Raw genomic sequence first — 25,160 nt, 5'->3', positions numbered from 1 at the left:
TGGGACTGAAATATTTTTTAAGAAATCAAAAATCTAAGTATGAATAAAAAGATCCCTGTTTTTTTACTGATGAGCTTAATATTTCAATCTGTATTTTCACAATTAACCATAGCTGAAATTTTTACTGATAATATTGTGCTTCAACAAAATAAACCCATCAAAATTTGGGGTACTGAGTACTATTGGTGAGGAAGTTATTATTGACTTCTCGAAAAGGAGGTATAAAACAAAGGTCAATGATAACGGAGCATGGGAAGTAAAACTGAGGGAACAGAAATATAATACCACACCTCAAACTATTCGAGTGCAGTCAGGAGAAAATGAAACTACTTTAAAAAATATACTTATTGGCGATCTATGGCTGTTAATTGGCCAATCTAATATGGAATGGCCTATGGAGGCAGAGATGCATTATGAAAATGAACTGCCACATGCAAAAAATAGTAAGCTTCGGTTTTATAATCCCAAATATGTGGGTAAAAATATCTATGGTAGCCCTTTCAATAAGGAGCAGGTAGAAAAATTAGAAGATGGAGAACTTTTTTACGACGGAAAGTGGGAAGTAAGTGACACTTCTTCTATTAAAAAAATGAGTGCAATAGGATATTATTTCGGAAAGGCAATTATCAATTCCGAAAATATTCCCATTGGTCTTATTAATTTATCTATAGGTGGAGCGCCATTGGAAACTTTTATCGATACCCAAACTTTAAAAGAAAATCCAAAGTTTTCTACCAAAATAAGTGAAACATGGCTTGAAAATAATTTCCTTCCCATTTGGATAAGGGAACGGGGAATGGAGAATATTGGGAATAATTCCGCAGAAGATAAAACGACTGATAACCACGCCTATAAGCCGGGATTTGCTTTTTCTTCAGCAATTGAACCTCTTCTAAAAATGCCTGTAAAAGGTGTTCTATGGTACCAGGGAGAAAGTAATGCCCAGGAGATGGAACGGGTGAAAGAATATAGGGAATTACAAAAACTAATGCTGGAAGATTACCGTGAAAGATGGAATAATAAGAATCTCCCTTTTTACTATGTGCAGTTATCTTCCATAGATACGGCTAAATATGACTCACATTATTGGCCTGAGTTTAGAGATGGCCAGCGGCGGTTTCTCGATGAAATTAAAAACGTAGGAATGGCGGTATCGAGTGATATAGGAAATAAAAATGATGTACATCCACGGAATAAAAAGGTTGTGGGGGAAAGATTGGCGCGCTGGGCCTTAAAAACTGAATACGGTAGAGATGTTTTACCTTCCGGTCCTCTTGTTAAAAAAGTCATATATAAGGGTGGGAATATTGTCGTGGAATTTAAATATGCTTAGCGGTGGCCTGGAAACTTCAGATGGTGAAACGTTAAGCGGGTTTTCATTTGATGGAAAGTCGGGAATTAAGGGTGAAATAGCAGGTAAGAAACTTATATTTCCATCTTCAGAAAAACCAGAATACCTATTTTATAACTGGCAACCTTACGCCATTGGAAATTTAATAAATTCTGAAGGTTTACTTAAGCATCTACATTTAAAGTGGAGATTGAATAAACTGTTTTGTGCTTTTAATCAGCTATAAAAACTTTTTGGGCTGGACCACATTGAGATTTAATTAAAAATTGGATTAAAAAATTTTATTTAAGATTAGAAAATATAAATTAAATGAGGTATTTCATTCTTTTAATATTGATCCTTTCCAGCGGATATTCAAAAGCTCAGGAAACTGACTCTCTTGTATGGTACGATCTGGGTAAAATGAAAATTTTTGGGCAGCCTGGGGGGGAGGTATCCAATCCTTTTCAACGTTTTCCTGATACTATGCAAGAACTTGTGCGTGAAAAGGTATGGGAGCTGTCAAAGAATCCTGCAGGTTTAAATTTGAACTTTAAAACTAATGCTTCCAGGATAGTGGTTTCCTATGAAGTAAGCGGTGACCAGGGTTTTCCCCATATGCCACCTACAGGGGTGAGTGGGGTAGATCTATATATGAAAGAGAAAGCCGAAGAATGGAAGTGGGTAAGGGGGCAGTTTAATTTTAGTGATACAATTACTTATAAGTTCCAGATAAATACCGGAAGCAGAGAATCTTTAATTAAGGATTATATGCTGTACCTCCCGTTATATGCTACTGTAAAATGGATGAAAATTGGCATTAATAAAGGATCTCAATTAGAGGTGGATTTACCCGATGAGAACGAACTGCCAATAATTGCCTATGGAACTTCCATAACCCAGGGAGCTTGTGCCGGAAGACCTGGAACAGCCTGGACCGCAAGACTATCGCGAATGATCCATACTCCTGTTTTAAATTTTGGTTTTTCAGGAAATGGGAGGTTGGAAAAGGAAGTAGTGCAGTATATTGGCAGATTAAAAGCAAAGGCCTTTATATTGGATTGTTTGGCTAATTTTAGCTCAGGGCAGGGATTAGATGCAGAGGAGGCAGAGAAGAGGCTTATTGAGAGCATCGGGTTACTCCGGAAATCTCAACCAGAAACGCCAATAATTATAACCGATCATGCAGGATATGCGCACGGGGAAGTAAACTTACTAGTAAGAAAAATTTACATGGATCTAAACGAAATAAACCAAAAAGTTTATGATCACCTGACTCAAGAGGGAGTTCCAGGACTTTATTTATTAAAGAAAAAAGATTTAAACCTTGGTGTAGATGATTATATAGATGGTGTTCATCCTAATGATGCGGGTATGGAAAAGTACTCTGAGGCCTATTATAAAAAGCTAATGGAAATTTCAGATTTATAAAGCAGTGATTACTTTCGGAAAAAAACTGTCCCAAAATTTAGGATAATTGATACGTGGTTACTGATGAATCGTTCTCGCTCTGTCCATCAGCTTTCTTTTTGGTCAAACGGGAATGAATAACGTGACCAGAATAATAGGTCATTTTCTTTGATAGTTAGAATAGCTAATAATCACACTTGGCTTTAGGAATAACTCATAATTTAAGACCAAAAAAGTTTTTCATTTTAATATGTCATACATAATACCAATTTTTATTATCTTGAGCCAAAATCCTCTATAATGAAACTACTTCAGTTTAGTCTTCTTTTATTGTTCTCCTTTTCTTTTGCACAGGTTGAAGAGAAGATTCAGTTCAACTGGGATTCAATTGCCCAACTGCAGGATATAAAAGGAGTCAATGGTGCTTATACTGGTGTACATAACGATGTATTCATAATAGCAGGAGGTGCAAATTTTCCCGGAACCCCGGTTTGGGATGGAGGTAATAAGGCCTGGTATAATTCTATTGCAGTCTTAAAGAAGAATCGTGAGACCTTTGAATGGGTTAAAGGTATAGAAAATCAGCTTCCACGGCCTTTGGCTTATGGAGCATCAGTCAGTACTCCACAGGGGGTTCTGTGTATTGGGGGAAATAATGAGGACGGGACTTATAACGATGTTTTTCTGTTAAAATGGAATCCTGTGAGTGAACGGGTAGAGATCGAAGAGCAGGCTCCGCTCCCGGTTCCGCTGGCAAACATGCAGGCCACCAGCATTGGTAAAGATATCTATGTAGTAGGTGGTCAGGAAGAAAGTGGAGGAAGAGCCAGCAAATATTTTTTTAGATATAGAAATGACAAATGGGAAGAACTTCCAGGATTACCGGGACCCGGGAGGATACAGCTAAGTGGTTGTAAGTCAAAATAATGGAAAAACAAACTGTGTATATGTTTTCAGCGGCACATATTTTAATCCCGATGCAAAAGATCCAAATCAATTTTTGGATGATGTATATGAGTACAATCCCCTTCGTAACAACTGGATTCAAAAATCCTCTATTCCAAATAATGGCACCCCGGGTTTAACGGGAGGATATATAGGAGCTGCACTTAGCTTTAGAGCTGGGAGATGCCCACATTGTAATTTTTGGAGGAGCAGGGGGAGAAAATCAGCTATGGAAAGAAAGATTGGCACTTCAAAATGAACTGCAGGAACTTGAGCAGACAAAAGATTCAAAAAAGATAGATTCCCTGCAAATGGAAATTACCAGGATCTTTCAAAATACCAATTTTTCAAGAACGATCTGGGCTTACCACACAATAACAGATACCTGGAGTCGCAGAGGTGAAATCCCGGGATCTACTCAACTAGTTGCAGATGCTGAACAATGGGGAGATCAAATAATTATTGCTTATGGGGAAATTGCTCCGGGTATAAGAACACCCCAAATTAATAAGATTAACATTCAACCCCAGAGGGCCGATTTTGGATTGGTAAATTATATAACTTTAATAACCTATTTAGCATTAGTTATAGGTATAGGCTGGTATTTTTCCCGAAGAAATAACAGTACTTCAGATTTTTTTCTGGCAGGAGGTCGTATTCCCTGGTGGGCAGCAGGTTTGAGTATCTATGCCACCATGCTTAGCGCCATTACCTATCTTTCACAACCCGCCCTGGCTTATTCTTATGATTGGCAGGCGTATCTAGGTTACTTTACCATTCTTTTAATTGTACCAATTGTCATTACTTACTATCTGCCATTTTTTAGAAAACTTAATATTACCACCGCTTATGAATATCTTGAAAAGCGTTTCAATATTGTTATAAGAATTTTTGGCAGTGCCTCCTTCCTGTTTTTTCAGCTTGCAAGGATGGGAGTGGTCCTTTACCTTCCGGCGCTGGCACTTTCAACGGTCGTTGGGATAGACATTTACCTTGCAATTGTCCTTATGGGAGTTTTAGCCATTCTTTATACTGTATTAGGGGGAATTGAAGCGGTTATTTGGACTGATGTTATTCAGGTAGTAGTACTTATAGGAGGCCTAATCTTAGGTCTTATTTATATAGCCGTGGACATTGGAGATTTGGGGTATATCTTTAATACAGCTTTGGAAGACGGGAAATTAAAACTCTTTGATTTTAGATGGAGTTGGACCGAAGTTGTAACCTGGTCACTCTTCCTTGGTTCCTTCGCCCTTAATTTTGCACCTTATACAACAGATCAGGCCGTGGTACAGCGATATCTTACTACAGCTGATGAGGCAGCTTCCCGAAAAAGTATCTGGTTAAACGGAATTATTTCTATTCCGGCAGGACTTCTCATTTTTGCTATGGGTACCTTCCTTTATGTGTTTTTTAAGGATAATCCCGATTTTATTGCCGTGGGGATGCAAAATGATGGGATTTTTCCATTGTTTATAGCAAACCACCTACCTCCAGGGGTAGCAGGGCTGGTAATTGCAGGTATTTATTCAGCATCCATGTCCAGTCTGGACAGCAGCATGCATAGTGTTTCTACTGTAGTCACCATTGATTACTACAAAAGATTTTCTAATAATTATTCTGAAGATAATGCGATGAGGGTCGCTAAATGGGTGACGATAGGTGTGGGTGTATTGGGTACTGGTGTGGCTTGTTTTATGGCTGCCTTCCCCATAGCTTCCCTGTTTTTCTTCTTTCAGGAAATCGTAGGATTGTTTGGTAGTGCACTAGCTAGTATTTTTATTCTCGGGATCTTCTTTAGGAAAGCTAATTGGGCAGGAACATTGGTGGGAGCAGTGCTTAGTGTAATCGTATTGGTTTTGGTTAAGTATTATACTCCGCTCAATTTCTATATTTATCCTCTCATAGCTATTCCGGTTTGTGTCATAGGTGGATATGTAGCCAGTCTTTTGATCCCGGTACAGAATAACATTACAGAAAACCTGGTTTACAGTAAAAAGGCGATAAAACAAAACAACTGAAGGATCTAAATATTAGAGATAGACTCACTAATAGGTAGCCATATTTCATCATTTTTAAATTCGATTTAAATCTGATTCCATAATTCCTAAGCTTGTTAATTTACAAAGTAGGGAAGTTGTATTTAAGGAAGGTAAATTAATTCCATATTCAAAGCTTAAAAAAAACTGCTCCGGGCATCTCCCTGCTTGCTGATCCACGTTTTATTTAAATGTTTGGGAATCTTGAAAATTGGCATCTTTTCTACGGAGCACTATCCATTTTTTTAATTCTTAACCACACTTTTTAAATTTTCTTTAGTTCTCTTAAGGCAGCATTAATTTTACCTCTCCCTTAACAATATGTTTTGAAAGAATTAACTGTGAGTAATTTCATTAAGCTCTACTTTCATTACCTATTAACCATTTTAATATACGCCATATGTTTTATCACGTAAAAGAACTTCAATTTAATGCGAGGGTCTCAAAGCCAGATCCTGCTTTTGCCACATTACTTCTTGAACAGTTTGGAGGTGCTAATGGAGAATTAAAAGCTGCCCTGCAATATTTCACCCAGGCGTTTGCAGCAGAAAAAGTGCATCCCGACAAATATGATCTTCTAATGGATATTGCTACTGAAGAATTCAGCCATTTGGAGATTGTGGGAGCAACCATACAGATGCTTTTAAAAGGTGTTCACGGCAGCCTTAAAGATGCTGCAGATGAATCTGAAATAATGCCGTTGATGCAGGGAACTGCTTCCAAAGAGGAGTTTATTCACCAGGCCATGGTCAATCCTCAATTCTTTAATCTCTCGGGAGGTGGTCCAACCTTAACAGATAGTAACGGAAACCCCTGGACCTCTGCATATGTTACAGCTAACGGTGATCTTACCGTTGACCTGCGATCTAATATTGCGGCAGAATCCCGTGCAAAAATTGTATATGAATACCTTCTTCAACACACATCTGATCCTTATGTGAAGGACACCTTACGATTTTTAATGACCAGGGAAGTAGCACATTTTCAAATGTTCCAGGCAGCTTTGGAAACTATAGAACCTAATTTCCCTCCCGGAGTGCTGCAAAGCGACCCTCGTTACAGTAACCAATATTTCAACCTTTCTAATGGGGAAGAAGTTCGGGGTCCCTGGAATGAAGGTAAGAGTCCAAAACTTGGCGAGACCTGGGAATATATTTCAGACCCTGTGGAGCACGTCAAAAAAACTAAAGGATTGATTGATGGGGAACAGACTTCTAAAAGAACTCAAAAGGAGGTAGATAAAATGAACAAGGAACTGAGTAAAAAGAAGGTACAGGAAATTAAAAAAGCCTTACCCGATAATAAGAAAGAAATGCAGTGGAGCAAATATTAAAACTTAAAAATAAATAGTAGTAAAAGCCGGAGTAATACCTAGCTTTTTCAAGAAATAGTATGGATAAATTTCAGCTTGTATATTTTACAGATCCTCTTTGTTGTTGGAGTTGGGGCCTCGAACCTCAAATGCGAAAGCTGCGGTATTTACTTAGGGAACGTTTACAAATTAAATACGTCATGGGAGGACTTCTAAGAGATTGGAAGCATTTTACAGATCAGTTAAACAACATCCAAAAACCTTCTCAAATGGGTCCCTTGTGGGTGGAGGCGAAACATCTTTCAGGACAGCCTATAGAAGAACATATGTGGGTTAATAATCCTGTGGATACTTCATACCTGGCTTGTATGGCAGTAAAGGCAGCAGAACAACAATCCTGGATAGCCGGAGAAGCAATGCTGCGGGAATTGAGAGAGGCCGTTATGATCCATAAAAAGAACATAGGAGATACAGATATTATAATGCACATTGCTGAAGAACTGGAAGCTGAAGATATTCTGAATAAAGAAAAATTTGAGGTGTCATTTTTATCTGATGAATCATCTGATTTATTTAGGAAAGATCTTGAGGAACTGAAGTTAAAAGGGATAACAAGATTTCCCACTATGCTTATTAGCTATAGGGGAAAAACTGTTCAAATTACAGGATACTTAGGCCATTCTCTGTTCTTGTGGAAGCCTTTAAGGCTTTAGATCCCACTTTTCGAGTAGATGAAAATATTGATCAGGATGATTATAAGTCAAGCTGGAAAAATTTAACTCAAAGAGAATTACAGGAAATTTCCACAGCTTAATAGAGATTTTCGGTGAAATATTCTGAAACTTAATATTCAGTGTTTCAGAAGAAAACCTGATGATTTGCTTTAAGTTGCACGAGTAATTAAATCCATACTCAGGATCAAACCTGGGCAATTTTTCTAAAAAAGTGTGCCTGGAATACCAATCTCAACTTACTAAATTTAAAAACTGAGTTTTATTAAATCTAGAATTTTATTTTCTGCAATCGAATTGCATTTAAAATAGCAAGGAATGCGACACCTACATCAGCAAAAACTGCTTCCCACAAAGAAGCTACCCCAAATGCTCCAAAAGTGAGCACCAAAGCTTTTACACCGAAGGCCAGGATTATGTTTTGCCACACGATCTGCCTTGTTTTCTTCCCAATTTTAATAGCAGTTCCTATTTTGGAAGGTTGATCGGTTTGGATTACCACATCGGCTGTTTCAATCGCTGCATCAGATCCTAAAGCACCCATAGCTATTCCTACATCAGCTAAGGTAATTACGGGAGCATCATTAATCCCGTCTCCTACAAATGCTACTTTTTTACCCTGTTCCTTAAGTTCCTCCACTTTTGTCACCTTATCCTGGGGCAAGAGTCCACCATAAGCTTTATCGAGATTTAATTGCCCGGCAACTTTTTGAACAATAGAATCTTTATCTCCCGAGAGCATAATAACAGAAATAATCCCATATTCCCTAAGTTTTGATATGGCCGCTGCGGCATCTTCTTTTATTGCATCGGCAATGGTAATATAGCCTGTATATTGGCCGTTTATGGCAACCACTACTATGGTTTCGACAATTTCATCTATTGCAGGATCGTAAGTAATATTAAATTTCCTCAATAATTTTGCATTCCCTACAAGGAGTTTTTTCCCCTCTACTATTCCTTTGAGCCCGTGTCCGGCTATTTCTTCTACTTCCTTTACTTCAAGTTGTTTATAATTATCTCCCGCATGTTCTACAACTGCCGAGGCGATAGGATGAGTGGATTTACTTTCCAGAGCCGCAGTTAAAGCGAGGAATTCAGCTTTTGAAATATTTTCAACACTTACTTCCTGTACCTTAAAAACCCCTTCTGTCAATGTTCCTGTTTTATCCATTACAACAGTATCCACTTCTGTAATAAGATCCAGGAAATTAGAACCTTTAAAGAGGAGGCCATTACGTGAAGCCGCTCCAATTCCACCAAAATATCCCAGAGGTATGGAAATTACCAGTGCACAGGGACAGGAGATCACCAGAAATACCAGGGCCCGATAAAGCCAGTCGTCGAAGACATAGGTTTCTACAAGAAAATAAGGTAGTAGAGCTAAACCAATAGCCATAAACACTACTATTGGGGTATAAATTTTGGCAAATTTTGTAATGAACTGTTGGGTTTTTGCTTTTCTGCCACTTGCTTCTTCTACGAGTTTTAGAATTTTAGAGAGGGCACTATCTTCATAGCGGGAGGTCACTTCAAGCTCTACAAGTTTTTCCAGGTTAATCATCCCAGCCATGACGGCTTCCCCTTTTCTTTTGGTGTCGGGTTTGGATTCTCCGGTAAGTGCGGCTGTATTAAAGGAGGAACCTTCATTAAGAACTATTCCATCAAGAGCTACTTTTTCCCCGGGTTTGACCTGAATTATTTCTCCAATGTTTACATTTTTTGGATCAACATCTTCAAACCTTCCATTTTTTTGCACACTTACTTTTTCAGGACGGTTATCAATTAATTCTTTAATAGAACGCCTGGAACGGGCCACTGCTGCTTCCTGAAAATGTTCTCCAATTACATAAAACAGCATTACCGCAACACCTTCGGCAAATTCTCCTATGTAGAACGCACCAAGAGTGGCAATGGTCATTAAGAAAAATTCATTGAAGATATTTCCCCTGCCTATGTTAGTTACGGCATGTTTTACAACTTTTCCTCCTACCAGAACGTAAGCTATACCAAATACTAATATCCTTAAATAGCCTTTAAACCATTCCACATCAAAGAAATCCAGTGCAATTCCGGTTAATAATAAAACTAAGCTTATAATGGTAGGAATGTATGAATCCTTTTCTTCTTCTCCATGGTGAACCTAGCTGATCAGTAGAACAACATCCATTCTCTTGGGAAGGAGTTGGTCCCGGTCGTTCTGCGGTTCTTGGAGAATTAATTTCCATTGATGTAATCTCATCTTCTTTCCTGCTCATATATTTTCCGTCAATTTTAAGGTCCTTATATTTCAAACTCCTATAAATAGTCGACAAGTCACTCATAGGAGTTTAATAAATTCAAAATTATTGGAATTTATCGTGCAATGGAAGTGCATTATTTTTGGGTACAATTACTGCACATACCTTTTACAACCAAATTAACATCGGTTGCAGTAAATCCGGGAGGCAGTTTAATATTCGGTATTTTCCTCTCGGTTAAACATTGGGTCTCATTACAATTTGTGCAGTGAAAGTGCAAATGCAAATCGGTATTTACATCACAATTACATCCGGCGGCACAGAGAGCAAATTTTGCAACTCCGGTACCATCTTCAATCTGGTGGACTATCGAATTTTCTTCAAAAGTCTTTATCGTCCGGTAAAGGGTTGTGCGGTCAGATTTTGTAAAGGCGTTTTCTATATCAGTCAGGGTAACTGCCACGGTTTTTTCAGCCATAAACTCGTAAACCAGAAGTCTCATAGCGGTAGGACGAATATTCTTTTCTGTTAATAATTTTTCCGATTTTTTCATAGAATAATAGCAGTAACCGCAGCTTGCTTTTCAAAATAAGGTAGTAAGTCTTTTTTAAGGAGAATGAATTTAACTCTAAGATAAACAAGGTTGCTGGCAATATCAACCATATTTTCTAAAAAGTAAAAAAGGATTTTAATGGTAAAATGAAATATAAAATCCATTTTGCATTTAAGGGGGATTCAATGAGGGAAAGAAAATTTAATCCAGATTTCGATCCTCATTTTCCAGTTCATTTGCCCTGGAACCTTTGTTATAGTATAATTTTTCAAAAGGTATGCTTGTAAGACCGTGAACAACAGTAGAAGCAAAAACAATTAAACTGGGAATTACCCAGGCATCCTCCATTCCCGATTTTTCTGTCATTGAGATAGCATAATATAAACTTGCCACGCCTATAGGTCCAAACCATCCCACGAGCAGCGATGAATAAATTTTATTTTTAAGCTTTGGCAGGAACGGCATTAGCAGCAGGATCCCAGGTATCCTTCTAAAGAGTAAGATCAAAATGGGAATAGCAATCGCCTTCCAGCCCAGGGAGAACCATTCCTGCCAGGGCAGCATTAGCCCCAGAATGAAAAAAACAGGAGTGGTTGTTAAACGTTCCATAGATTCCTGAATGTGCTTTTCTTCCAGTTCTTCACTAGCCGTAATATCTTGCGCAAAGGCCAGGCTCCCGGCAAAAACAGCAATAATTCCGTTCATTTTTATAGCACTAAATCCTGCTAAGAGGAAAAGTGCGACCGCCAGAGAAAAAGGGAGTATGGTTTTTAGGTTCATAAAACCTGCCTGGTGGGCTTTTTTAAAAAGATAGCTAAGCACCGGAACCTACCAGATATGCAAGCACAGCACATAATATATTTTCATATAATAATATTCTTGTTGTCCATTCCGCCAAGTCAAAATTTGCCATTCCCGCGATCAACAACGACAGAAAAACTATAGGGTAGGCCAGGCCATCATTCATACCAGATTCGAAGGATAAGTTGTTCCTGATGAAACCCGGGAGATATTTTTCCGCAGTTTTTCCGCTGGTAAGGGTGGAAGCAACTACAGGATCTGTAGGAGAAATTATTGCTCCTAAAAGCAAACTATGGCCTATAGATAAATCAGGAATGATGAGATAAAAGACAGTGGAACCAAGTAGCCACATTAACAGCATTCCAAAGATTACCAGCAGAGAGGCAGTTTGTACATTCTTTGTGAAAAATTTTTGAGGCAGCCTTAGTGCAGTTGCCATTAGAGCCATCGCAATAGTGAATTCACAAACGGTTTTAAGAATTTTAAATTCTTCGGAAGCAGGTGCAGATTCTATTAAATTAAAAACATCCGGACCTACTATCAAACCCAAAATTATGGCCAAAAAAGGTTCAGTAATAGAATAGGATTGTAGTTTCTTATAAACGGCTCCTGAGAGAATAATAATTAAGCTAATGAAGAAGACAATTAGCATTAAATCCATATCACGAAAAGTTTTCTACTCAAGTTAAGCAGCAGGAGGCCTTTCTTTCTTAAAAAAAATATAAATGATGTTGAACCAATTTTAAGTATATTGAGAATTGAGCTATTTTGTTTAAGATTCTAATCCTTTTTAATTATTGATATACAGAAAAGGGTTGTGGAATATAAGAGCAAAATTTATATCTAATAGCTTCCTTTCCTTTTCCTAATTCATTTCAGAATTTGACAGTATTTTAGCAACAGTAAAATCTCCCAATGAAAATCCTAATTGTTGAAGACGAACCTGAAATGTTGCAAAACATTCAGTTCCAGTTGGAAAAAGAAAATTATACAGTTGAAACCGCGGGTACCTATGACGAAGGTTTGGAGAAACTGGCTATATATGACTATGATTGTATTCTCCTGGACATTACCTTACCCGATGGAGACGGACTGGATCTGTTGGAATTTCACAGAAAATCGGAAAAGAACAGTGCGGTAATCATTCTCTCAGCCAAAAATTCTCTGGACGATAAATTATCTGGCCTTAATCTGGGAGCAGATGATTACCTGCCTAAACCTTTTCACTTCGCCGAGTTGAATGCACGAATTAACGCAGTGTTACGCAGGCGGAGTTTTGATGGGAATGACTTTATTGAAATAGAAAATGTAAGTATTGATCCCCGGCAACGAACCCTGCACATTAACGGAAAGGAGGTCATCCTTAACCGGAAAGAATTTGATATTTTCCTGTATTTATGTGTGAACAGAAATCGTTTAATCAGGAAATCTGCTTTGGCTGAACACGTTTGGGGCGATCATATAGACCAATCTGATGATTATTCTTTTATTTATGCACAAATCAAAAATTTAAGAAAGAAACTTATAGATAACGGTGCAGAATTGGAACTTAAAGCAATCTATGGGATAGGGTACAAAATTATAACTGAATGAAACTCCTCAATCTTTCCACTTCCTATTTTGCATTCCTGTTATTTGTTTTAATCACTCTATGGGCCGTTATATTCTACTACCAGATGCTGGATGAGATTTACGATAGCCTGGATGATGGCCTGGAAAATCAAAAGATCCTGGTGATCCAGAAAGCACTAGCTAATAAAAGTATTTTAGAAAAAACTGCATTTGATGAAGGCTATTATACCATTAAAAAAGTACAATACGAGCAGTATAAAAATTATACTGAGTCCTACCGCGATACTTTAATGTATATGCTTAATGAGGAAGATTTTGAGCTTAGTGAGATTGCTTGAAAGTGTGTTTGAGATGGATGGCTCCTATTATAAAATTAAGGTCATTACTTCCATGGTAGAGGAAGATGACTTAATAGAGGACTTGCTGCTATCCCTCCTTTTTCTATATGCTTAGGTTTAATAATAAGTATCCTGGTGCTCAATAATTTAGTGCTAAAAAGAATTTGGAATCCTTTTTATGTGCTTCTTTCTCAATTAAAAAGCTTTAAAATTCAGGATAATAAAAAGCCGGAATTTCAACCCACTCCTGTAGATGAGTTTAACTTATTGAATTCCCGAATTAATAAATTTATATCCAAGGCACAGGAAAGTTATAAGAGCCAAAAAGAGTTTATAGAAAATGCTTCTCACGAAATGCAAACTCCACTTGCAATAGCTTTAAATAATCTTGAACAATTATTGGAAACTGAAGGATTAGGCAGAGAACATATGGAATTAATAGAAAAAACAATGGGTAAACTGGAAAGTCTTACTCGCTATAACAAATCTCTTCTTTTATTATCCAGGATTCAAAATGAACAATTTCCTGAACAGGAGAAGGTAGAAGTAAACCACATTTTAAAAAATCTTATTGAGGATTTTAAGGATATATCAGACTCAAAAAATGTTGAAATTAGGTTTACTGAACATGCATCTATTGAACTACAAATGAATCAGGAACTAGCTCAAATTATATTTACCAACCTCCTAAAAAATGCCATTATTCATTCACCTGAAGGTGGAATAGTGGAGGTGGAAGTAACTTCTTCATCGGTATGCTTTTCAAATTCTGGAGATACGCCTCTAGATGAGAATTCCATCTTTACGAGGTTTTATAGATCGGGTTCTCAAGTTCCTTCAAACGGATTAGGTTTGGCTATAGCAAGAGCAATTGCAGAATCCTATAAACTTCAGCTTCATTATAACTATAGTGAAGGGCATATTTTCCGTATACACATTTAAAAAAGAACTTGTTAATTCTCTCTTAAACTTCTTCTGCCAGAGGAATTTTCCTATTTGATTTCAGTTTTGGTTCCCAACTTTGGTGAAAATTGAAAAAATGAAGTCGACAAGTATTCTGGCGATAACAATAGGATTCTTCACGATGCTAAGTTGCAGTCAGCAAATTCCGGAATCAGAAATTCCATCTGTAGTATTAAATAGGATAGATGTAGAATTTTCAAACGCTACTAATGTGGAATGGGAGAAAAAAGGTGCTTTTTACGAGGTGGAATTTGAAGTTAATAATGTAGATCATGAGGCACTAATAGAAGAGACGGGGACCTTAATAAAGTATATAAAAGAAGTGTCTATAGAAGAATTACCTCAAATGCTTAGAAACAGTTTAACCAGCAGGGAAGAAATTAAAAAAGTTGATGATGCGCACCTGTTGACCATAGGTGAAACTTCATACTATCAACTGGAATTTAAGGGGCCACTTACAGGTGCTAAAAAGGTTTACAGTTTGGAGGGTGAGGAGATGCAGAACATTAATTATTACGATTAATATTAATTTAAAAAAGATGAACGTGCAAAAAGCGGCTTTATTAATAGTTTTGGGAGTAATTTCTGTCATTGGGTTTATCTATATAAGCTTTGACAGGAAAGAGATAGTTAATAGTAGGGAAGATTTAGAGAACCTGGAGATAGTTCAGGAATGGAATCTCCCTAAAATACTGGATGAAGTCTCAGGTATTGCCTTATTGGATAAGGATAGGGTTGCTGCGGTGCAGGATGAAGATGGGATTATTTTCATTTATAATTTAAAAGATTCCAAAATTGAGAAGCAAATTGAATTTGGGGATGAGGGTGATTATGAAGGGATCGCACTGGCAGGATCAACAGCCTATGTCCTGAGAAGTGATGGGAATATTTTTGAAGTACTTAATTTTAACGAAGAAAACAGGCAAACCCGTGAAATAGAGACTGAAATTAAAGGTGAATATAATTTCGAAGGTTTATGCTTCGATAAAAAGAACAACAGGTTGTTAATTGCAGCTAAAGAAAAGGCGAAAGGAAATTACAAGTAGGTTTTGCCTATGATCTTAAGGCAGGGAAAATTGAAAAGGAGCCAGCTTTTAAACTTCTATTTGATGATCCTGTTTTTAGTGAAATAAAAGAGAAGAAAATAGAGAAAACAATACTTCCTTCTGAAATTAATATTCATCCAACTACAGGAAATATTTATATCCTGGAAGGGGTAAGTCCTAAGATTGTTATCTTAGACAGTGAAGGAAAGTCAAAAAACCTACAGCTGTTAAGCAGAAATCAATTTCGTCAAGCTGAAGGCTTAACTTTTGGCTCAAATGGCGAAATTTATATTTCTAATGAAGGAAAAGGTGGGAAGGCAAACATTCTTCAGGTAAAATTAAATTAATTTATGGAAGAGAAAATAGAGACTACATCAGTAAAAAAGAGTAAAGCACCTTTATATATTTCTGCAGCAATTATTGTTTCCTTAGTTGCTGCATATTTTTTTATTCCGGCAGTAAACAATTTTTTAAATGAAGCCTGGCAGGTTCTTACCAGTGATGATGAGACCCGAATAAAACAGTGGGTAAGCCAGTTTGGCTGGGTAGGACCATTGGTGTTAGTACTTACGATGGTACTTCAAATGTTTTTACTGGTGATACCTTCTCTGCTTTTAATGGTAGTATCAGTTTTAGCTTATGGTCCTATTTGGGGTAGTGCAATTATTTTTGCATCCATATTTACAGCTTCGTCTGTAGGATACTTCATTGGACGATATTTTGGACCCGCTATTGTTGAAAGGTTAATTGGAGAAAAATCTGAAAAAAAAATCAGGGATTTCCTGGAGGACTATGGTTTTTGGGCGGTTATAGTAACGCGTATTAACCCTTTATTGTCCAACGATGCTATTAGTTTTGTCGCAGGAATTTTAAAAATGGGTTACTGGCGGTTTATAACTGCGACCCTGGTTGGAATTGCACCTCTTACTATCTTCATTGCCGTTTTAGGAAAAACCACACAGGGTTTAAAAACGGGTTTGATTTGGGGTTCAATTATAAGTTTAATTCTGTTTCTTGCGTATGTGTGGTGGGATAAAAAGAAAAGAAAGAAATAACAGCTAAACCTGAGTCTTCAAAAATACCACTGTATCTTCTAAAAGATCCATACTTCCTTTTTAAATTAGAGGCCTGGCAATTTTGCTAGTAAGCCTCTTTTTGCTTTTAATCTTTTCGGAGTGTTTTTACTTCTGAAGTTGCTTCTTGTCCCGGTTAAAAAAATAATGCAGTTTGCAGAACTGCTATTTTTATTAAAATAACTCTTTACCACGCAACCTTTTCTTTTTTTAAGGTCATATAAGTATAAAACATATTCACCTAAACATTAATTACAAATTGACATGAAAAAATTAGCTTTATTATTTGTTTTCGCCTTAACGTTGAGTAGCTGTTCTATTGAAGATGATGGTCCTGGAATTAAGTATGAATACGCAAAAATTGTAGATGCGGGATTACCAGAGTCTTTTGAAAAGGGAAAGACCTATCAACTTGAAATTACTTACCTATTACCTAGTGCCTGCCATTCTCCCATAGGAATTGAGGCTAAAAGAGGAAACTCTACGGGCGATGATAGAAGGAAAATCTTTATAGTTGGAATTTCTTCTATTAATCCGGAAATAACCGAATGTACTGTGGAATCTGATGATCTTGAAAGAGAAAAAACTCTTACCATAACTATTGATGAAGATGAGCCATATACGTTTTATCTTTGGGATGGGTTAGATGCCGAGAATGAGAGTAAATACATTACGGTGGAAGTTCCCGTTGTAGCTCCAGGTAGTGTTCCGGCTACAAATGAGTAAGCCACTCATAGCAGAAGAATTAATTAATAAAAAAGCTCAGTGGGTTTAAAAAAACTCATAATTAGATGCAAGAAACAGGATAGAAAGGCACAGGAAGAACTTTACCACGCTTACGCAGGAAAATTTTTAACTCTGTGCCTTAAATATTCTGAAAGTTATGAGCAGGCGGAGGATAATCTGCAGGATGGCTTCATTAAAATATTCAGCAAGATTGACCAGTATAATGAAAAAGGAACATTTGAAGGTTGGATGACCAGGATCATGATAAATACTGCTATAAGCAAAAGCAAAAAGCAGTTTTTTACCGTAGCGATAGGAGAGAAAGATATAGAAGATCCCGAAATTGAAATTAAGGAAGACTTAATCCCTACCGATTACCTAACTCAAATAATCCAGGAGTTGCCAGATGCATACAGGCACGTTTTTAATTTATATGCGCTGGACGGCTACACGCACAAAGAAATTGCGTCCCTGCTGAATATTTCTGTAGGTACATCAAAATCTAATTTTGCAAGGGCAAGGATGAAACTAAAACAAAAACTGCAGGCATATCAGGACCGGAAATCTGCAAAAGTTATATGAGACCACAAGATAACCTGGAACAGCTCTTCAGGAAGAGATATGAGAATCTCGAAACAATTCCCCGTGAGGATTTGTGGGCGGGTATTGCTGCACGTTTACCAGAAAAGGAAAATAAAAAAAGGATTATTCCTTTATGGTACCAGCTTGCAGGAGTGGCTGCGGTGCTATCACTTTTAGCTCTTGTTGGATATAATTACTTCTATTCCACCAGCAGCCCGGCTACCAAAGTTGTTTATTTTGATATCCCACAAGAGAACAGGAAAGTAAATATTACTTCAGAAGAATTTGAGCAGAATATGTTTGAGTCCGGGGAACTTTTAAACTATTTGCGTTTAAATACTTTAGTTCGGCAAAACAATCAGCAGGTTTCTTCTTCTTCTTCTTCTTCTTCTTCTTCTTCTGAAGGCTATAAATATGTAGCAAAAAGTAATACAGAGAGTATTGGTCAAAAGGAAAATCCTTCTGCTCTCACTTCAGATTATCAGGAAAATGAAATTGGCGAACTATCTCAAGAACAATTACTTCTTTCGGAAAAACCAGAGGTTCCGCTACATCCTGAAACTGAAGTAGCAAATTTGGAAGGCGATCTTAAAGACCTCCGTTTAGAAGCTCAAAAAGAGGAATCAATTGAAGATCTTAACTCTAAAGCTGCCGGGGAGAAAAGATTCCAGTTTAGAACTACTGCCGCCGCTGTGTATTTTGATAACCTGGGAAAGGGTAGTCCCATCGATGATCAATTGGCTAAGCAATGAGGGAAGAGGCGATATATCTTTTTCCTACGGTGTCGCTGTAGCATATAAAATTTCAAATAGACTTTCAATACGATCGGGTATAAATAAAGTTGATCTCAGTTATAACACCAGGGATGTCTCATACGGTACTGCCATAAGTGCTATGGCTGTGGAAAATAACGATGCCCGGGCAGTAACCCTTGCTTCACCTGTTATGGGAAATATTAATCAAAATCTTGGTTTTGTTGAGGTTCCCGTGGAACTAAAATATGGGGTTATTGATAAAAAATTTGGTTTAAACATTATTGGTGGGGCCAGCACTCTTTTTCTTAGCGAAAATAATGTTACACTTGAGGCCGGAGCCGCCACTACTTCTTTTGGTGAAGCCGGAAACCTTAATAATGTAAGTTATAGCGCAAATATGGGAGTGGGATTAGATTATAACATTTCCTCAAAATTCCAGATAAATGTTGAGCCTATTTTTAAATACCAGATTAACACCTTCAACAACACATCTGATGTTAAACCTTATTACTTCGGAGTTTATTCTGGCTTAAGTTTTAAATTTTAAATTATTCTGATTATCCCTTGAGCTGGTTAAAATTTAAACCATAGAAGATCTTCAATTAATACCACTCGTATTGATAATTTCCCGTAAGACAGGAAGATCAATTGTACTTTTAAAAAAGGAAAGATAGGAGGGAGCAGGGAAGAAAAATTTGTTTCAAATTCTGCTTATTAAAAAAGAAGCAGCCACTGAGGGCCGCTTCCACAATTCTTGTTTAAGAAATTTTAATTGTTCTTGGGGGCTTTCTTTTTGCCTCCTCTTTTTTAGGAATTAACAGACTTAGCAAACCGTCCTGGTACTTAGCTTTTATTTTATCTGCTTCTACTGTGTTCGGGAGGTGGAAAATTCTTCTGAAAGATCCATAATTAAATTCTCTCCTGGTGTAAGAGGAATTTTGTTCTTCTTTTTCATCTGAGCTTTCGGACCAGATAACCAGGATATCGTTATCAAGTTCTACATGAAAATCATCCCTCTTCATACCTGGTGCGGCCATTTCCACTTTAAATTCCTCATCTGTTTCGGCAATATTTACACGAGGAGCATTGTTAAATCCGTTCATCTCGTTACGCCAGTTGAAGATACTGTCGTTTAAAAATTGATCAACAGAAGATGTTGACGGCCAAAAATTATTTCCTTTTACTAAATTGCTCATGTCTAATATTTTTAAGTTAAACAATTCAATAAGTTTTTCATAAACCCTTACAGGTTAGCTTTTTAGAACCGCGATTCCATTACGTCATAAACAAACGAAATGCCACTCCCCGCAACATGAAATTTTGTCAGATTCAAAAAGAAAATTTGACAGTTGAAGAAGGTGTTCCTTAGTCTCATTTCAGGATATATGTGCCTATGGAATTTCTAATTAATAGGAAAATGTATTATTCGTTCTTCTGATTTTATCTAATCAAAGTTTCATTTTTTGGCTTAAAGTCTGAGATAAAAGAATGGGGCTCCGGAAGTATTTATATTTGGTTAATACCTCCCTTTATTTATATTTGCTTATGACTACAGTAGATAATTTCATTGCCCAATTTGCATCTTTTGTTTGGGGCCTTCCACTTTTAATATTACTCATAGGCGGCGGATTTTACCTCCTGGTGATTTCGAAGTTTTTACCTTTTAGATATTTGATCCATGCGGTGCAGGTTTTGCGTGGAAAATATGATGATCCAAATGATCCGGGGGAGATCAGTCACTTTCAGGCTCTGGCCACTGCACTTGCTGCCACAGTAGGTATGGGAAATATTGCTTAGGTGTAGCGGTAGCAATTGCAATTGGTGGACCCGGGGCTATTTTCTGGATGTGGATAAGTGCAATTATTGGAATGGCTACAAAGTTTTTTACCTGTACACTTGCTGTTATGTATCGCGGGAAAGACAGTGAAGGTAAAATACAGGGAGGCCCTATGTATTTTATTGTAGAAGGACTTGGGAGAAAGTGGAAACCTTTGGCAGTATTCTTTAGTATTGCGGGATTAGTAGGCGCTCTACCTGTTTTTAATGTCAACCAATTAACACAGGCAGTAAATTTCATCATCCTCGCACCCAACGGAATTGAAACAGGATTTGTAACCAACCTTATAATAGGTGTAGTTTTAGTCATCCTGACATCTGTGGTCATCTTTGGCGGTCTTAACAGGATAAGCAAAACTGTAGGAAAGCTGGTTCCGGCAATGGTTGCTTTATATTTTGTATCAGTTCTTATTATTCTTTTTGTCAATTTTGAGCAGGTACCGCATTATTTCTCTCTGATCTTTACTGATGCTTTTGCGGCGAACAACTACAGGGGAGATTCATTTTTGGGTGGAGTTGTTGGAGGATTAATAATACTGGGAATCAGAAGAGGTGCTTTTTCAAATGAAGCGGGCATTGGTACGTCGCCAATGGCACATGGAGCTGCCAAGACAAATGAACCTATGAGAGAGGGATTAGTTGCTATGCTCGGTCCTGCAATAGATACCCTTGTTGTGTGTACATTAACTGCCCTGGCGATTTTAGTGACAGGTGTGTGGCAGTCGACTGAGGAAAATGGTGTAAGCCTTACCGCCGCAGCTTTTGATGCTTCCATTCCGGTTTTTGGAAATTATCTTTTGATGGTATGTATTGCCATTTTTAGTATTTCTTCCCTCTTTTCTTATTCTTATTATGGAACCAAATGCCTGTCCTTTCTTTTGGGAGCAGATAAAAAACACTACTACAATTATTTTTATATTTTGAGTATTCTTATTGGAGCCACTACTTCATTAAGTATGATGATCAATCTTATAGATGGTTTCTTCGCTTTAATGGCTATTCCAACTATGATTTCAACTCTCATTCTGGCGCCCAGGGTTTTAAAAGAAGCTAAGAGCTATTTCTCCAGAATGAAAGCAGGTAAAGAGGAAAGAAGAGAGGTTAAGAGTTAGTGTTGAGAATTGAGAATTGAGTATTGAGTAGTGAGAATTGAGATATGAGAATTAAGACTTCTAACTTCTGACTTCTGACTTCTGACTTCTGACTTCAGACTTCAGACTTCAGACTTCTCACTACAAACACCCAACAACCCCTTCCTAAACCGGAAATTCAATTTTTCTTCCCTCTGCCTGGCTTTTTAACGCAGTTTCAATAACTTTAATGACGTCCCTGGCCTGTTCAGGTTTTACTTTCAGTTCTTCGTTTTCCGTTATTGCTCTGTAAATATTCTCATAGAATTTTATGTAGGCGCCTTCTTCACTTGGGACCTTTGTCTTTTCCTCAACAGTATTTAAGGTTCCGAAAATATTCTCCGGTTCCTTTCCCCAATCCTGAATATCTTTTGGTTTTAATCCCTCTTTCATTTTTTCTTCCTGAGGATCGTCGCCATACTTTACAAAACTTCCTTTGGTGCCATGAATAATAAAAGTTGGTCCTTTTTCCTTTACCAGCATTCCGGCTTTCAGAGTTACTTTTAATCCGGAATAATATAGCAGAAGTTCAAAATTATCGGGAACTGTGGCTCCATCTCTCTGTATCCTGATATCGGCATAAACAGCTTTTGGCAAGCCAAACAGGACCAGAGCCTGATCTATTAAGTGGCTGCCAAGATCATAGAGAATTCCGCTGCCCGGGTTCTCCTGTTCTTCCTTCCAGCCTGATTTTATTTCGGTACGAAATCTGTCAAAATGAGCTTCATATTCTACCACACTTCCAAGCTTCTTTTCCTGAAGCAATTTTCTCACCGTAAGGAAATCACTGTCCCAGCGCCTGTTGTGGTGGATGCTTAAAATAAGGTCTTTTTCCTTTGCGAGTCCAATTAACTCATTAGCTTCGGCAGAAGTTGGCGTAAAAGGTTTTTCAACCACTACATGTTTCTAGCATTTAATGCTTTTTGTACATATTGTTTATGAAGATGGTTAGGAGTGGTAATTACCACCAGATCTACTTCCGGATCTCCAAGAAGTTCTTCATAAGAAGAAACTACCTGTGCTTTTGGAAAATCTCCATTTGCGGCAGCTATATTGTCTGGACTGGAAGTGAGTATTTTTGTTATTTCCAAACCTTCCACACTTGAGATAATTGGTGAATTATAAATTCTCCCTCCCTTTCCAAATCCGGCTATAGCAACCTTTACTTTTTGCATCTTTTATTTTTCTGAAGTTCCAAAATACGAAAATTATGACAGTTTTTCAGAAATGAAGAACCTCCTGAGTTAACGGTATTCACGTAAAGGCGCCAAGAATTTCGCAAAGCTCGCAGAGATGAAACCAGGAATATAAATCCCGGTTTTTCCTTTGCGCTCTTTGCGTTTTAACTTTGCGTGAAACTTTTCAGTCAATGTGTAGAACTAAAGCATCTGCTTACTTCTACTTTGGTGGAATTTTTGCTTAAATTGAAGAAAAGGAAATGAGCTATGCAGAAATTGACAATCTTCGGAAAAGAATTAATAGATGAAAATTCAATAAAACAAATTCAGAATTGTGTAGGACCGGAAGACATTGCTGTTCTAACTGCTGATGCTCATTACGGGTACGGCCATCCCATTGGAGGAGCAGTGGCTTATAAAAACCATATTTCCCTTTCCGGAGTGGGTTTTGATATTGCGTGCGGAAACAAAGCTGTAAAAACAACTGTCAAAGCTTCAGAAATTAATGTAGCGGCAGTAATGGATGAGATCTTTAAAAGGATCTCCTTTGGTGTCGGTCGCACGAACAATGAACCTCTGGATCATCCGGTTTTTGAAAAGATTGCCAAAGCCGACTTTGCCCCACAACGCCGCCTGCTGGATCTTTCTGTAGAACAATTGGGGACAGTAGGTTCCGGAAACCACTTTGTAGATCTTTTTGAAGATGATGATGGGTTTTTGTGGATAGGGGTTCATTTTGGTTCCCGCGGATTCGGACATAAAACCACCACCGGATTCATTGCTATGTCACAGAACAAAGGATTTTTTGAACATGCCAAAGAAGGAGGAATGGATTCAAAACCTATCTTGTTCGACATAAATTCAGCTATTGGACAGGACTATATTGCAGCGATGAACCTGGCTGGAGAATTTGCTTATGCTTAGTCGGGATGTGGTTGTAGATAAAGTACTGGAAATTCTCGGTGCAGGGAAACCAACTTTTGAAGTTCACAACCATCATAATTTTGCATGGCAGGAGGAACATTTCGGCGAGAAATACTGGGTAGTTCGAAAAGGATGTACTCCCGCCTTTCCCGGGCAAATGGGATTTATTGGTGCTAATATGGAGGATACTTCTGTAATAGTAAAAGCTAAGGATACCCCACTTTCCCGCGACGGACTTTTCTCAACAGTGCATGGAGCAGGCAGAGTAATGTCCCGCCGAAAAGCTGCGGGAAAAACTAAATGGATGAGAGGGAAGGACGGTAAAAAGAGACCGACAATCGTGTCAAAAGGAGCTGTAGATTTTGATGCTGTAAAAGCAAGGCTAAAAAACAAAGTCGAATTAAGAGGTGCTAAGTGCAGATGAAGCTCCGGAAGCCTATAAAAATCTTGATGAGGTGCTAAGCCATCAGGGAGAAACAATTGAAGTACTTCACCGCCTCCACCCGATAGGTGTTGCAATGGCAGGAGAAGAAACATTTGATCCCTATAAAGATTAATCTTTCTTCAGGAGGGTTTCATTGAACAATTTCAAAATTCTCCTGTACTCATCTGTCCAGCTGCTGGGTTCCACAAATCCGTGATCCTCTACGGGATAAACGGCCAGTTCCCAATCTTCTTTTCCTAATTCTATAAGCCTTTGCGCCAGCCTTACAACATCCTGAAAATGTACATTTACATCTACCATTCCGTGGGCGATGAGAAGATTTCCTTCTAAGCCTTCAGCAAAATAAATAGGAGAGGAGCGGCGGTATGCGATAGGATCATCAGCCGGATTATTTAAAATATTTGAGGTATAGCCATGGTTGTAATGTGCCCAGTCTGTTACAGAACGCAATGCAGCACCACTTTTAAAAGTTTCAGCTTCAGTAAATAATGCCATCAGCGTTATAAATCCGCCATAACTTCCGCCGTAGATGCCAATATTTTCTGCGTCCAAACCATGTTCGGCAACAAGATACTCTGCACCATCTACCTGGTCGCTTAGATCTTTTCCTCCCATGTGAAGGTAAATTCCTGTTCTCCAGTCCCTTCCGTAGTAAGCACTTCCGCGGTAATCAATATCTAAAACTGTATACCCGAGATCTGTTAACAGGTTGTGGAACATATATTCTCTAAAATAACTGGACCACCATTTATGCACATTTTGAAGGTAGCCTGCGCCGTGTGCGAAAATGACCCCTGCTCCGTTCGCGTTTTCAGGTTTGTATAACCTGGCGGGAACCATTGCACCATCTTCTGCTTTGAACTTCACGAGCTGAGGTTCTCTCCAGTCATAGGCACGAAATTCTTCACTTTGACCTTGTGTTAATTGTTCTGCTTCAGCTTTTGCTGAAGTTTTCTTCAGATAAAGCTCCCACGGTTTATTGCTGTAGGAGTGAAGGATGGCCATATGTTTTTCATCAGGAGATAGATTCACTTCATTATTTCCTTCCATCTGCGTAAGTTTTTCCATCTTACCTCCCATAAGTGGCATCCTGTAGAAATGCCTTTCCCCCGGATTAACTTCAGAAGTCGCTAAATACCAGTTCTTCTCATCTTTCGAAATAAAAGGATCAAAGACTTCAAAATTTCCGCTTGTTAAAGCCCTCTTGTTTCCAGAATTCACATCCAATAAG

At 37.9% G+C, this 25,160-nt stretch carries 30 protein-coding genes and 1 pseudogene; 23 read left to right on the top strand and 8 right to left on the bottom strand.

What is annotated here, in order from left to right; genetic code table 11:
- Window positions 1–133: 133 nt before the first annotated feature.
- The 8 genes from LZ575_RS09270 (at window position 134) to LZ575_RS09235 (ending at window position 7,749) form a co-directional block, all read left to right on the top strand.
- Window positions 134–1,333 carry a sialate O-acetylesterase gene (locus tag LZ575_RS09270; protein ID WP_235330394.1) on the top strand — a complete coding sequence of 400 codons (1,200 nt, stop codon included), beginning with the start codon at window positions 134–136 and terminating at the stop codon, window positions 1,331–1,333.
- On the top strand, window positions 1,326–1,577 hold the full coding sequence (locus LZ575_RS09265; RefSeq protein ID WP_235330393.1) for a hypothetical protein: 252 nt from the start codon (window positions 1,326–1,328) through the stop codon (window positions 1,575–1,577). Before LZ575_RS09270 ends, LZ575_RS09265 begins: the two co-directional genes overlap by 8 nt.
- 83 nt (window positions 1,578–1,660) lie before the next feature.
- Window positions 1,661–2,761 carry an SGNH/GDSL hydrolase family protein gene (locus LZ575_RS09260; protein WP_235330392.1) on the top strand — a complete coding sequence of 367 codons (1,101 nt, stop codon included), beginning with the start codon at window positions 1,661–1,663 and terminating at the stop codon, window positions 2,759–2,761.
- Window positions 2,762–3,040: 279 nt separating this feature from the next.
- Entirely contained in the window at window positions 3,041–3,667 is a 627-nt protein-coding gene (locus LZ575_RS09255; RefSeq protein ID WP_235330391.1) for a hypothetical protein, read from the top strand.
- On the top strand, window positions 3,648–3,944 hold the full coding sequence (locus LZ575_RS09250; RefSeq protein WP_235330390.1) for a hypothetical protein: 297 nt from the start codon (window positions 3,648–3,650) through the stop codon (window positions 3,942–3,944). Before LZ575_RS09255 ends, LZ575_RS09250 begins: the two co-directional genes overlap by 20 nt.
- Entirely contained in the window at window positions 3,928–5,706 is a 1,779-nt protein-coding gene (locus LZ575_RS09245) for a sodium:solute symporter (protein WP_235330389.1), read from the top strand. Before LZ575_RS09250 ends, LZ575_RS09245 begins: the two co-directional genes overlap by 17 nt.
- Window positions 5,707–6,124: 418 nt before the next feature.
- Complete coding sequence (locus LZ575_RS09240) at window positions 6,125–7,057, top strand: manganese catalase family protein (RefSeq protein ID WP_235330388.1); 933 nt, start codon at window positions 6,125–6,127, stop codon at window positions 7,055–7,057.
- 59 nt (window positions 7,058–7,116) lie between these two features.
- Complete coding sequence (locus LZ575_RS09235) at window positions 7,117–7,749, top strand: DsbA family protein (RefSeq protein ID WP_235330387.1); 633 nt, start codon at window positions 7,117–7,119, stop codon at window positions 7,747–7,749.
- Between the two features lie 289 nt (window positions 7,750–8,038).
- Here the strand turns inward: LZ575_RS09235 and LZ575_RS09230 are convergent, their stop codons facing one another.
- The 4 genes from LZ575_RS09230 to LZ575_RS09215 all read right to left on the bottom strand — a co-directional run bounded on the left by LZ575_RS09230 (window position 8,039) and on the right by LZ575_RS09215 (window position 12,022).
- Window positions 8,039–9,817 (bottom strand): heavy metal translocating P-type ATPase, encoded by a 1,779-nt coding sequence (locus LZ575_RS09230; protein WP_409187198.1) that lies wholly within the window; start codon window positions 9,815–9,817, stop codon window positions 8,039–8,041.
- Between the two features lie 326 nt (window positions 9,818–10,143).
- Entirely contained in the window at window positions 10,144–10,560 is a 417-nt protein-coding gene (locus LZ575_RS09225) for a Fur family transcriptional regulator (RefSeq protein WP_235330386.1), read from the bottom strand.
- Window positions 10,561–10,761: 201 nt separating this feature from the next.
- Window positions 10,762–11,382 (bottom strand): hypothetical protein, encoded by a 621-nt coding sequence (locus tag LZ575_RS09220; RefSeq protein ID WP_235330385.1) that lies wholly within the window; start codon window positions 11,380–11,382, stop codon window positions 10,762–10,764.
- Window positions 11,375–12,022 carry a cation:proton antiporter gene (locus LZ575_RS09215; protein ID WP_235330384.1) on the bottom strand — a complete coding sequence of 216 codons (648 nt, stop codon included), beginning with the start codon at window positions 12,020–12,022 and terminating at the stop codon, window positions 11,375–11,377. Before LZ575_RS09215 ends, LZ575_RS09220 begins: the two co-directional genes overlap by 8 nt.
- Window positions 12,023–12,276: 254 nt before the next feature.
- Between LZ575_RS09215 and LZ575_RS09210 the strand changes: the two genes are divergently transcribed.
- The 11 genes from LZ575_RS09210 to LZ575_RS09165 all read left to right on the top strand — a co-directional run bounded on the left by LZ575_RS09210 (window position 12,277) and on the right by LZ575_RS09165 (window position 18,963).
- On the top strand, window positions 12,277–12,954 hold the full coding sequence (locus LZ575_RS09210; protein WP_235330383.1) for a response regulator transcription factor: 678 nt from the start codon (window positions 12,277–12,279) through the stop codon (window positions 12,952–12,954).
- Entirely contained in the window at window positions 12,951–13,271 is a 321-nt protein-coding gene (locus tag LZ575_RS09205) for a hypothetical protein (RefSeq protein WP_235330382.1), read from the top strand. Before LZ575_RS09210 ends, LZ575_RS09205 begins: the two co-directional genes overlap by 4 nt.
- Window positions 13,272–13,451: 180 nt before the next feature.
- A complete protein-coding gene (locus LZ575_RS09200) occupies window positions 13,452–14,213 on the top strand; it encodes a sensor histidine kinase KdpD (protein WP_235330381.1) in 762 nt (253 codons plus the stop codon).
- 97 nt (window positions 14,214–14,310) lie between these two features.
- Window positions 14,311–14,757 carry a hypothetical protein gene (locus LZ575_RS09195; RefSeq protein WP_235330380.1) on the top strand — a complete coding sequence of 149 codons (447 nt, stop codon included), beginning with the start codon at window positions 14,311–14,313 and terminating at the stop codon, window positions 14,755–14,757.
- Between the two features lie 16 nt (window positions 14,758–14,773).
- Complete coding sequence (locus tag LZ575_RS09190) at window positions 14,774–15,280, top strand: hypothetical protein (RefSeq protein ID WP_235330379.1); 507 nt, start codon at window positions 14,774–14,776, stop codon at window positions 15,278–15,280.
- Between the two features lie 29 nt (window positions 15,281–15,309).
- A complete protein-coding gene (locus LZ575_RS24260) occupies window positions 15,310–15,627 on the top strand; it encodes an SdiA-regulated domain-containing protein (protein WP_409187209.1) in 318 nt (105 codons plus the stop codon).
- Window positions 15,628–15,630: 3 nt separating this feature from the next.
- Window positions 15,631–16,335 (top strand): TVP38/TMEM64 family protein, encoded by a 705-nt coding sequence (locus tag LZ575_RS09185; protein WP_235330378.1) that lies wholly within the window; start codon window positions 15,631–15,633, stop codon window positions 16,333–16,335.
- A gap of 282 nt (window positions 16,336–16,617) precedes the next feature.
- Complete coding sequence (locus LZ575_RS09180; protein WP_235330377.1) at window positions 16,618–17,079, top strand: hypothetical protein; 462 nt, start codon at window positions 16,618–16,620, stop codon at window positions 17,077–17,079.
- A 39-nt stretch (window positions 17,080–17,118) separates the two neighbouring features.
- The gene (locus LZ575_RS09175) at window positions 17,119–17,661 is read left to right on the top strand and encodes an RNA polymerase sigma factor (RefSeq protein WP_235330376.1); all 543 of its coding nucleotides are present in this window, start codon (window positions 17,119–17,121) and stop codon (window positions 17,659–17,661) included.
- On the top strand, window positions 17,658–18,413 hold the full coding sequence (locus tag LZ575_RS09170) for a hypothetical protein (protein WP_235330375.1): 756 nt from the start codon (window positions 17,658–17,660) through the stop codon (window positions 18,411–18,413). The genes LZ575_RS09175 and LZ575_RS09170 overlap by 4 nt, the downstream gene beginning before the upstream one ends.
- On the top strand, window positions 18,391–18,963 hold the full coding sequence (locus tag LZ575_RS09165; RefSeq protein WP_235330374.1) for an outer membrane beta-barrel protein: 573 nt from the start codon (window positions 18,391–18,393) through the stop codon (window positions 18,961–18,963). Before LZ575_RS09170 ends, LZ575_RS09165 begins: the two co-directional genes overlap by 23 nt.
- 211 nt (window positions 18,964–19,174) lie before the next feature.
- Here the strand turns inward: LZ575_RS09165 and LZ575_RS09160 are convergent, their stop codons facing one another.
- Entirely contained in the window at window positions 19,175–19,612 is a 438-nt protein-coding gene (locus tag LZ575_RS09160) for an Hsp20/alpha crystallin family protein (protein ID WP_235330373.1), read from the bottom strand.
- A 349-nt stretch (window positions 19,613–19,961) separates the two neighbouring features.
- On the opposite strand from LZ575_RS09160, the pseudogene LZ575_RS09155 reads away from it, so the two are divergent.
- Window positions 19,962–21,364, top strand: a pseudogene (locus LZ575_RS09155) (alanine/glycine:cation symporter family protein).
- A gap of 144 nt (window positions 21,365–21,508) precedes the next feature.
- Here the strand turns inward: LZ575_RS09155 and LZ575_RS09150 are convergent.
- Window positions 21,509–22,279 carry a Gfo/Idh/MocA family oxidoreductase gene (locus tag LZ575_RS09150; protein ID WP_235330372.1) on the bottom strand — a complete coding sequence of 257 codons (771 nt, stop codon included), beginning with the start codon at window positions 22,277–22,279 and terminating at the stop codon, window positions 21,509–21,511.
- Window positions 22,279–22,557 (bottom strand): Gfo/Idh/MocA family protein, encoded by a 279-nt coding sequence (locus LZ575_RS09145; RefSeq protein ID WP_235330371.1) that lies wholly within the window; start codon window positions 22,555–22,557, stop codon window positions 22,279–22,281. The genes LZ575_RS09150 and LZ575_RS09145 overlap by 1 nt, the downstream gene beginning before the upstream one ends.
- A 270-nt stretch (window positions 22,558–22,827) precedes the next feature.
- Here LZ575_RS09145 and LZ575_RS22460 point away from each other — a divergent pair, with 270 nt between their 5' ends.
- Genes LZ575_RS22460 through LZ575_RS22450 form a run of 3 tightly spaced genes read left to right on the top strand, consistent with a single transcriptional unit; the run spans window position 22,828 to window position 24,041 of the window.
- Entirely contained in the window at window positions 22,828–23,484 is a 657-nt protein-coding gene (locus LZ575_RS22460; RefSeq protein ID WP_255702891.1) for an RtcB family protein, read from the top strand.
- Window positions 23,477–23,908 (top strand): RtcB family protein, encoded by a 432-nt coding sequence (locus LZ575_RS22455; RefSeq protein ID WP_255702890.1) that lies wholly within the window; start codon window positions 23,477–23,479, stop codon window positions 23,906–23,908. The genes LZ575_RS22460 and LZ575_RS22455 overlap by 8 nt, the downstream gene beginning before the upstream one ends.
- Entirely contained in the window at window positions 23,892–24,041 is a 150-nt protein-coding gene (locus tag LZ575_RS22450) for an RtcB family protein (protein ID WP_255702889.1), read from the top strand. Before LZ575_RS22455 ends, LZ575_RS22450 begins: the two co-directional genes overlap by 17 nt.
- Here LZ575_RS22450 and LZ575_RS24255 read toward each other — a convergent pair.
- On the bottom strand, window positions 24,038–25,150 hold the full coding sequence (locus LZ575_RS24255) for a S9 family peptidase (RefSeq protein ID WP_409187197.1): 1,113 nt from the start codon (window positions 25,148–25,150) through the stop codon (window positions 24,038–24,040). The two genes, LZ575_RS22450 and LZ575_RS24255, sit on opposite strands and share 4 nt — an antisense overlap.
- Window positions 25,151–25,160: the final 10 nt, after the last annotated feature.

This window comes from Antarcticibacterium sp. 1MA-6-2 (genome assembly GCF_021535135.1).
Classification (GTDB): Bacteria; Bacteroidota; Bacteroidia; order Flavobacteriales; family Flavobacteriaceae; genus Gillisia.
This window is presented reverse-complemented; position numbering and strand designations above follow the sequence as displayed.